The sequence below is a fragment of the Streptococcus sp. 79 genome, assembly GCF_013277425.1.
Classification (GTDB): domain Bacteria; phylum Bacillota; class Bacilli; order Lactobacillales; family Streptococcaceae; genus Streptococcus; species Streptococcus pseudopneumoniae.
Genome location: NZ_VMMW01000055.1, coordinates 1 through 8,880, shown reverse-complemented (window position 1 = coordinate 8,880; position 8,880 = coordinate 1). Strand labels below are relative to the sequence as shown.

Sequence of the window (8,880 nt, the reverse complement as noted above, 5' to 3'; positions counted from 1 at the left end):
TGGACTCTTTTAGCCTAAGCTAAATTTTAAAAAGCGAGGGTGGTTGTTTTCTCAAAGTTTTGAAGGAGCTAAAGCAACAGCTATTATTATGAGTTTGTTGGAAACAGCTAAACGTCATCAACTAAATAGTGAAAAATATCTATCCTATCTTCTAGAATGTCTTCCAAACGAGGAAACTCTCGTAAACAAAGAGGTTTTAGAGGCTTATTTACCATGGACTAAAGTTGTACAAGAAAAGTGCAAATAAGAAATCTCCAGATTAGGAACTATCGCTGAGTTCCCTAGTCTGGAGATTTTTCAATATACTTCGTTATTGGACGGTTACTTTTCTTCTGAAAATACTAGCTAGCATCAGTTGTCCTAAAATTTAGTGTCAGTGCGTCATAACAAGGTATCTATCATTAGGCTAATAGAGATAAAATAAACAATTGATTTAGAACATTTGTTTGATAGTGGTGATAAAGTTTTAAATCTGCTACATAATTTGTGGAGTTTTTTCTATAATTAGGAGTTTAACCTAATCTGCAAATAGGAGTATACTAATAATGTAATCGTTATCAAAAGTCTAAAAAGGAATTTTTAGATGGATATCAAAATAAAAAAGGGGGGAAATTATGAATAAGTTTTCAAAAACCTTGAGAGACAACTGGATCTTTCTCTTGATGGTTTTGCCAGGGGCGCTCTGGTTGATTCTATTCTTCTACATTCCAGTATTTGGGAACGTGGTTGCCTTCAAAGACTACCACATGACCAGTAATGGTTTCATAGATAGTATCATAAATAGTAAATGGGTCGGACTTGATAATTTCAGATTCTTATTTAGTTCAAGAGACGCCTTTATTATCACACGAAATACTGTCCTATACAATCTTGGCTTTATCTTTCTAGGTTTGGTTGTATCTGTAGGGATTGCCATTATCCTCAGTGAACTCCGTTCCAAGAGAATGGTGAAGATTTTCCAAACTTCTATGTTGTTCCCTTACTTCTTGTCTTGGGTTATCATCAGTTTCTTTACAGATGCCTTCCTAAACATTGATAAAGGGGTGTTCAACCATTTATTGGAAAGTCTTGGTCTAAAAGAAGTCAACTTCTACGCTGATTTGGGAATTTGGCCCTATCTCCTACTTTTCCTAGGTATTTGGAAAGGTTTTGGATATAGCAGTGTCATGTACTATGCGACGATTATGGGAATTGATCCAACCTACTATGAAGCAGCGACAGTAGACGGAGCTAGCAAATGGCAACGGATTCGCAATGTAACCATTCCGCAGTTGACACCATTGGTAACTGTATTGACCATCCTTGCAGTTGGAAATATCTTCCGTGCAGACTTCGGTCTTTTCTACCAAATCCCCCACAATGCTGGTCAGCTTTATAACGTAACCAACGTCTTGGACGTATATGTATATAATGGATTGACCCAGACAGCAGATATCGGGATGGCTTCAGCGGCAGGTCTCTACCAATCAGTAGTCGGCTTGATTCTGGTGGTTCTATCAAACTTACTGGCAAGACGAGTTGATCCAAACTCAGCCTTGTTCTAGAAAGGAGGAGAATATGGCAGAAAAGAAAATTAAAAAAGAAAAAATTGATAATGTCGGCATTCACTCCTTCAGTAAGAAAGCAGATATCTTCTTCAGTATCATTTCGGGTTTGATTGCCCTCTCTTGTATCCTACCCTTCGTATTCGTTATCATTATTTCGGTGACGGACGAGAAAAGCCTCCTCCAATACGGCTACAGCTTCTTCCCATCCCAATTTGGATTAGACGGTTTTGAGTTCTTGGCACAGTTTAAGGATAAAATCTTACAAGCCCTCTTCATTTCTGTCTTTGTAACCGTAGTTGGGACATTTACAAATGTCTTTATCACAACAACCTATGCCTACGCTATTTCACGGACAACCTTTAAGTATCGCAGATTCTTTACCATCTTCGTTCTGCTCAGTATGTTGTTCAACGCTGGTTTGGTACCAGGTTATATCATGGTGACTCGTGTGCTTCAGCTTGGGGATACTGTTTGGGCCTTGATTGTTCCAATGCTTCTCTCACCCTTTAACATCATCTTGATGCGTTCTTTTTTCAAGAAGACCATTCCAGAAGCCATTCTCGAATCGGCTCGTATCGATGGTGCCAGTGAGGCTCGGATTTTCTTCCAAATCTGTTTGCCATTGTCACTACCAGGTATCGCAACCATCACGCTTTTGACAGCACTTGGTTTCTGGAATGACTGGTTCAACGCCCTTCTTTACATCAAGAGTGACAACTTGTATCCATTGCAATATTTGCTCATGCAAATCCAACAAAATATGGACTACATCGCCAAAGCGGTCGGCTTGACTGGTCAACTGGGAGTTGCTCTACCGAAAGAAACAGGTCGTATGGCCATGGTTGTGGTTGCAACCCTTCCAATCGCGATTTTGTATCCATTCTTCCAACGCTACTTTGTAAAAGGTTTGACTATCGGTGGTGTGAAAGAATAGTGCTTATTGAGAAAGAACATTTCTCAGTTCCCAACTTCCCTTGTGTGAAGTTAATACTCTTCGAAAATCTCTTCAAACCGCGTCAACGTCGCCTTGCCNNCAGTTCTATCCACAACCTCAAAACACTGTTTTGAGCAACCTGCGGCTAGTTTCCTAGTTTGCTCTTTGATTTTCATTGAGTATAAAATCATTACATTGTTTATAAGTTTAAAAATAAAAAAAGGAGTTTTTATCATGAAAAACTGGAAAAAATATGCTTTTGCATCTGCTAGTGTAGTCGCTTTGGCTGCAGGTCTTGCTGCTTGTGGAAATTTGACAGGTAACAGCAAAAAAGCTGCTGATTCAGGTGACAAAACTGTTATCAAAATGTACCAAATCGGTGACAAACCAGACAACTTGGATGAATTGTTAGCAAATGCCAACAAAATCATCGAAGAAAAAGTTGGTGCCAAATTGGATATCCAATACCTTGGCTGGGGTGACTATGGTAAGAAAATGTCAGTTATCACATCATCTGGTGAAAACTATGATATTGCCTTTGCAGATAACTATATTGTAAATGCTCAAAAAGGTGCTTATGCTGACTTGACAGAATTGTACAAAAAAGAAGGTAAAGACCTTTACAAGGCACTTGACCCAGCTTATATCAAGGGTAATACTGTAAATGGTAAGATTTACGCTGTTCCAGTTGCAGCCAACGTTGCATCATCTCAAAACTTCGCCTTCAACGGAACTCTCCTTGTCAAATATGGTATCGATATTTCAGGTGTTACTTCTTACGAAACTCTTGAGCCAGTCTTGAAACAAATCAAAGAAAAAGCTCCAGACGTAGTACCATTTGCTATTGGTAAAATTTTCATCCCATCTGATAACTTTGACTACCCAGTAGCAAATGGGCTTCCATTCGTTATTGACCTTGAAGGCGATACTACTAAAGTTGTAAACCGTTACGAAGTGCCTCGTTTCAAAGAACACTTGAAGACTCTTCACAAATTCTATGAAGCTGGCTACATTCCAAAAGACGTCGCAACAAGCGATACTTCCTTTGACATTCAACAAGATACTTGGTTCGTTCGTGAAGAAACAGTAGGACCAGCTGACTACGGTAACAGCTTGCTTTCACGTGTTGCAAACAAAGATATCCAAATCAAACCAATTACTAACTTCATCAAGAAAAACCAAACAACACAAGTTGCTAACTTTGTCATCTCAAACAACTCTAAGAACAAAGAAAAATCAATGGAAATCTTGAACCTCTTGAATACGAACCCAGAACTTTTGAACGGTCTTGTTTACGGTCCAGAAGGCAAGAACTGGGAAAAAATTGAAGGTAAAGAAAACCGTGTTCGCGTTCTTGATGCTTATAATGGAAACACTCACATGGGTGGATGGAACACTGGTAACAACTGGATCCTTTATATCAACGAAAACGTTACAGACCAACAAATCGAAAATTCTAAGAAAGAATTGGCAGAAGCTAAAGAATCTCCAGCGCTTGGATTTATCTTCAATACTGACAATGTGAAATCTGAAATCTCAGCTATCGCTAACACAATGCAACAATTTGATACAGCTATCAACACTGGTACTGTAGACCCAGATAAAGCGATTCCAGAATTGATGGAAAAATTGAAATCTGAAGGTGCCTACGAAAAAGTATTGAACGAAATGCAAAAACAATACGATGAATTCTTGAAAAACAAAAAATAATCAGCTAAATTGATTTCGTGTATTCATTCCTAACTCCTAAAATAAGAATCACTGCTTTCCTCAGGTTTATCTGGGGGAGGCAGTGGTTTTTTTGAATGAAAAATAAACCAACTAATATAATTCAGGTATAGTTGGTCTTTTTGTATAAAATTGCTATTTTATGAGGAGTGTTGTCTCTATAATAAATCATTCTTATCCCAAGTATAGAACTTCACCACAGAGACATTCGATATCTTGCTCTATATGAGAAGCTAGAATAATAAGTTTCCCCTTTTCTTTTAGGTGGAGTAATTTTTCACGAATTTTTTGAACAGATTGCTTATCAAGTCCGTTCATTGGTTCATCTAAGAGTAATATATCTGGATTTTCCATAAAAGCCTGTGCTAGAGCTAATTTTTGTTTCATTCCTAAAGAGTAGTGTTTTACTTTTTTAGAAGAACTAGGATTGAGTCCTACATCTATCATACTCTGAATGATTTCTTTCTCTCCTATTTTATTTTTGATTAGAGCTAGTTGATGTAAGTTATCAAAACCAGAATAACCTTCCAGAAATCCTGGAGTCTCAATAATAACACCTACACTTGGTAAGAAGGGAAAATCTATTCCAAGTATGTTTCCATCTAATTCGATTTTTCCTTCAGTTATACCTTCTAATCCCGCTAAACACTTGAGTAAAACTGTTTTTCCTGAACCGTTATATCCAACAATTCCGTATATATTTCCACTGGAAAATTCAAAGGAAAGGTCTTCAAAAATTACATTGTGTTTATAGTTTTTACGAATAGATTTTAAATGTAAGTCTGTCATATCTATTGTCTCCTTATTTTTTTCATAACAACTAGGATTATGGTGAGCAAAAGGTATAAAAGTAGGATACGAGTAATTATTTCTGGTAGGGATAGTAAGCCAGAATGGGCTTCGTATTTAATATAATGGAAGTCTAGCCAAGTTAAAGGAGATAAAAATTTAATCCAGAAACGTGAAGCTTCTGTAATAAATAATTCTACAATAACTAATCCACAGGCTAAGGTATTTCCTAAATTAGAATAATGACTATTGAAAACGAAAATCACTCCCCCAATCAATATGAACATAAGGAATAGCAATAAGAATATTTGAAAAAAAGCGCCATAGGGAGAATAATATTGCAGTATAATTGAGCGTAGATGCGTCATGCTATCAACACCTTCCGGAAATGAAATGCGTCCTTGAGCTAGGGAGGGTAGGAGACGTCCCCAATGATTTGAAAGGTGTAGTGTAGGGAGAAAAGTGATTAAAATGCTGATGATTTGGTAAATCGAAGCGATTAAGCTCGCTATAATCAGATAAATAAACTGGGAGAGCATCCACTTTTTCTGTCCGATTTTTAAGATTAACCAAAACTGGAAAGTATCTTTTAAAGGAAGATTGCTAAATAGTAGTATGACAGATAAAATAGAAATTGCAGTGAACCATTGACTCGTGAAGAGAACAGTTACAATGCTGACAGGATAAGTTTCTTTGAAGTGATTAGCTAAATTAGAAAAAGGTAGCATTAAAATCAAAGTATAGAGGTGAAAGAAAATTAAGATAGGCAACAATCGTTTAAAGGTGAATTGTTGTTTTAAGAGAATAGTTACTACACGTATAATCTCCATAAGATTACTCCTTATCATAAAAATGCCAATGTTTTTTAAGAGCTAGTCGAATGATCTCTATTGACAAAAGTGCCCATAGAGTTAAGAAAATATAAGGATAAAGCAACGAAAAAATATTTCGAAAGTTTTCGTCACCTACTTGAAAATATGCTAGCCCTTCTCGTAAATAATCATCTGTCGTTAAGACGATATGTGGTAGAGTAAAAAAAGGGAGAACTCTCTCTAAACCAAATGTTGTGAGGACAAACCAGGCTGTACTTGGAAGAAGATAGACCATTAACACATTAGGGTAAAAAACGGAAAGAACTCCACCTAATAGAGTAAAGAATGCAAAATAGAGTCCAATTAGACTAATGAGAAGGAAGTAGAAAAGGAATATAAATCCTTGATTTAACAACCACTGATTGCTAAAAGTAGATGAGTAGTGAGAATTAGTGAGGGGAAAATAAAAGGAGAGGAGAATTAAAAAACAGAATCCTAAGGTCAGTCCTACAAAATAAGAACGGAAAATTAACCGTTTGACGAAGGAAGAAGCGTATTGTCGCAGAGACATACGACTAAGTAAAAAAGGAAGTCTATTTTGATGGTAGTCTTGTGAAAAGTCTGTTACTACAGTGGAAGCTGCTGTTAAGATATATAATGACATTGCTAGATTTCTAGAGAAGGAGAGCATGAAATAATCAGGGACTGCAAGTGAATTTCTTCCGTCTAATTTTATTGTTAGATCTGTATAGGACATCATCAATGCAACTACTAAGGAAAAGAGTAGTCCAATCCAAATCCTCCAATCTTTTAGCGTATATTTAAAGGGGAGAAGTAGTTTCATCTAACTTACCTCTTTCCAGTTTGTGGGATCGATAACTGCTTTATCTATACGATCTTTTTCTTTGATTGTAAAGATTAGGAAGGGACGATAGAGATTTCCTCCATAGAGTTCTTTTTCTTGAGTGGGAATAGGTATATACTCAATTGTAAATGACTCAATATAAATTGGACTGTCCAAAATCAAATTTTCGTATTTTTCTTTTAAAACATCTAATCCTTTTTGGACAGAAAGAGTCGCCATTTTATCTATTTTTTGAGTCGGTAAGATAACACCAGATAAATCAATTCCTTGAATCCCTGCTTGGGTGATGATAAAGTTTAGGTCAGGACCATGAATAAAACTAATCTCTCCGGATGAACCTAGCTGAGTTTCGCCATCAATAACTCTTTTACTAGAAAGTTTTGGAAAAACAGTAACATAGCACATATCAGTCAGATTGTTTTTGTCTATCTTTGTTCCTTTTAATTCTTTGGCATTTCTTTCGTAGGTTGGGAGATACTCAAGGAGTGTTTCTTTTGAGATAGCGTAGATGAGATAATCATAATCGTCAAATCCTAATTGGAGGGTATTTAGAAATTGCTTAACTTTGTTAACACCATCTTCTTTTGAAAATGGAAGTTCTTCTTTAAAGTCGGTTAGATTTAGATTATTTTCAATAGCGTCTAATCGTAGGTTGTGGAAAACACTTGATAGATCTGATATTTGATCAGATGTTAAATGAATCCATGATCCAGTTTTATTGACGGTAATATCTGCTCTGGTCTTTCCTTTTTGGAGTCTGGTTAAAGGATTCTTATCGGCAATAATTTCACTAATTTCACTATCGCTTCCCATAAAATTTTGGATAGCTGTTACCAATGTTTCTTTGTCTCCTTTTTTTGAGTCCCAAAAAGGCAATTCTTCTTTATAGGAGGTATCTATCTGGTCTGATAGATAGATTTGCTCTGTTATCTCTTTATAACCTTCTTTTATGGGAAGATTTTCCTTATTTATCTCAGTTGTTTGCTTTTGGCTATATTGACAAGCTGTTAAAAAGATAAAGGGAAGAATAAGTAGAAATAATAGGTATTTTTTCATAGTAAAAAGCTCCTTTAAAAAAGGAGCAGAGACATGATACTTTTTAGATGATGCCTCTACTCTTAGAAGGGGGCGTTAGGCTAGTGAGCGCTCACATGATAAACTAGCGAATAACCCAATGTTTGTTACTTTTTGTTTTGAGACGAATTAAGGGTCAAAACGTCCTGTAATATTCGAGTCGAGCCAACCATATTTAGAGGCGTTGAGATAATAATAACGTCCAATTGTCCCATAACCGTCATTATAGTGAAGATTATAGCGACCATTTGAATCAGCTATTTTCATCTCAGTTGCAGGTTCATCCTCAGCAGCAGTCCAAGCGCGAATTCTGACCTTTTTTCCCCAACCAAGACCACCTGTGATATTAGCAACAGCAGGGGAGCCGTCTGTTTTTTCAGTTTTTCGGCTACTAACGGAATAGTCTTCGCGTGTAACATGAAGATTGAAATACACCATCTTAGCAGAAACAGTCTGACTAGCTAAGGGGAGTAAGCAAGCGACTCCCAGTCCTAATGCGATGCATTTTTTCAAATTTGTCATCACAATACCTCCTTTGTATTTCAGTGAAACCGATTTCATTTACATTGTACTACTTTTTTTTTATAATGTCAATCGCAAAATAAAGTATTTGTGATTTGTAATTCGAATGTGATAATGTCTTTATAAAATAAGTTATTAGATTTACATATCTCATAAAATATGGTTAAATTATTATATTGAATTTAGAATAGTACAGCATCTCTTCTAAAATATTGTTATAAATTGATTTGGATTCCAAAATTAAATTGCTCGATTCTTATTTCATTTTATTATATTTGACCCAGATAAAGCGATTCCAGAATTGATGGAAAAATTGAAATCTGAAGGTTCCTACGAAAAAGTATTGAACGAAATGCAAAAACAATACGATGAATTCTTGAAAAACAAAAAATAATCAGCTAAATTGATTTCGTGTATTCATTCCTAACTCCTAAAATAAGAATCACTGCTTTCCTCAGGCTTATCTGGGGGAGGCAGTGGTTTTTTGGGCACAAGGATATAGATATTCCTGTTTTCTCTTATCCTTATTTTAATACTCAATAAAAATCAAAGAGCAAACTAGGAAGCTAGCCGCAGGCTGCTCAAAACACAGTTTTGAGGTTGTGGATA

The 8,880-nt window shown here is 36.1% G+C and carries 9 protein-coding genes and 1 pseudogene; 5 read left to right on the top strand and 5 right to left on the bottom strand.

Features of this window, described 5'->3' with window-relative positions:
• Positions 1-31: 31 nt before the first annotated feature.
• The 4 genes and pseudogenes from HT729_RS08180 to HT729_RS08160 form a co-directional block, all read left to right on the top strand.
• A pseudogene (locus HT729_RS08180) lies at positions 32-247 on the top strand (transposase domain-containing protein); the annotation flags it as partial.
• 367 nt (positions 248-614) lie between these two features.
• Positions 615-1,544, top strand: coding sequence for a sugar ABC transporter permease (locus HT729_RS08175; RefSeq protein WP_007284784.1), 930 nt, complete (start codon positions 615-617; stop codon positions 1,542-1,544).
• A 13-nt stretch (positions 1,545-1,557) separates the two neighbouring features.
• On the top strand, positions 1,558-2,481 hold the full coding sequence (locus HT729_RS08170) for a carbohydrate ABC transporter permease (protein WP_000818348.1): 924 nt from the start codon (positions 1,558-1,560) through the stop codon (positions 2,479-2,481).
• Positions 2,482-2,715: 234 nt separating this feature from the next.
• Positions 2,716-4,191, top strand: coding sequence for an ABC transporter substrate-binding protein (locus HT729_RS08160; protein WP_172931891.1), 1,476 nt, complete (start codon positions 2,716-2,718; stop codon positions 4,189-4,191).
• 192 nt (positions 4,192-4,383) lie between these two features.
• On the opposite strand, the gene HT729_RS08155 is transcribed toward HT729_RS08160, so the two are convergent.
• The 5 genes from HT729_RS08155 to HT729_RS08135 all read right to left on the bottom strand — a co-directional run bounded on the left by HT729_RS08155 (position 4,384) and on the right by HT729_RS08135 (position 8,271).
• On the bottom strand, positions 4,384-4,998 hold the full coding sequence (locus HT729_RS08155; RefSeq protein ID WP_172931890.1) for an ATP-binding cassette domain-containing protein: 615 nt from the start codon (positions 4,996-4,998) through the stop codon (positions 4,384-4,386).
• A gap of 2 nt (positions 4,999-5,000) precedes the next feature.
• Entirely contained in the window at positions 5,001-5,828 is an 828-nt protein-coding gene (locus HT729_RS08150) for a hypothetical protein (protein WP_172931889.1), read from the bottom strand.
• A 4-nt stretch (positions 5,829-5,832) separates the two neighbouring features.
• Positions 5,833-6,654 (bottom strand): hypothetical protein, encoded by an 822-nt coding sequence (locus HT729_RS08145; protein WP_000771482.1) that lies wholly within the window; start codon positions 6,652-6,654, stop codon positions 5,833-5,835.
• Positions 6,655-7,731, bottom strand: coding sequence for a hypothetical protein (locus HT729_RS08140; protein WP_050223173.1), 1,077 nt, complete (start codon positions 7,729-7,731; stop codon positions 6,655-6,657).
• Between the two features lie 147 nt (positions 7,732-7,878).
• On the bottom strand, positions 7,879-8,271 hold the full coding sequence (locus HT729_RS08135) for a hypothetical protein (protein WP_000183090.1): 393 nt from the start codon (positions 8,269-8,271) through the stop codon (positions 7,879-7,881).
• A 244-nt stretch (positions 8,272-8,515) separates the two neighbouring features.
• Here HT729_RS08135 and HT729_RS08130 point away from each other — a divergent pair, with 244 nt between their 5' ends.
• A complete protein-coding gene (locus HT729_RS08130) occupies positions 8,516-8,665 on the top strand; it encodes a DUF3502 domain-containing protein (RefSeq protein ID WP_329600473.1) in 150 nt (49 codons plus the stop codon).
• The last annotated feature ends 215 nt before the right edge of the window (positions 8,666-8,880 follow it).

Bases quoted from the DNA above. Each gene is read 5' to 3' on its own strand.
- HT729_RS08175 (WP_007284784.1), top strand. From the start codon at position 615: ATGAATAAGTTTTCAAAAACCTTGAGAGACAACTGGATCTTTCTCTTG.
- HT729_RS08170 (WP_000818348.1), top strand. From the start codon at position 1,558: ATGGCAGAAAAGAAAATTAAAAAAGAAAAAATTGATAATGTCGGCATT.
- HT729_RS08160 (WP_172931891.1), top strand. From the start codon at position 2,716: ATGAAAAACTGGAAAAAATATGCTTTTGCATCTGCTAGTGTAGTCGCT.
- HT729_RS08155 (WP_172931890.1), bottom strand. From the start codon at position 4,998: ATGACAGACTTACATTTAAAATCTATTCGTAAAAACTATAAACACAAT.
- HT729_RS08150 (WP_172931889.1), bottom strand. From the start codon at position 5,828: ATGGAGATTATACGTGTAGTAACTATTCTCTTAAAACAACAATTCACC.
- HT729_RS08145 (WP_000771482.1), bottom strand. From the start codon at position 6,654: ATGAAACTACTTCTCCCCTTTAAATATACGCTAAAAGATTGGAGGATT.
- HT729_RS08140 (WP_050223173.1), bottom strand. From the start codon at position 7,731: ATGAAAAAATACCTATTATTTCTACTTATTCTTCCCTTTATCTTTTTA.
- HT729_RS08135 (WP_000183090.1), bottom strand. From the start codon at position 8,271: ATGACAAATTTGAAAAAATGCATCGCATTAGGACTGGGAGTCGCTTGC.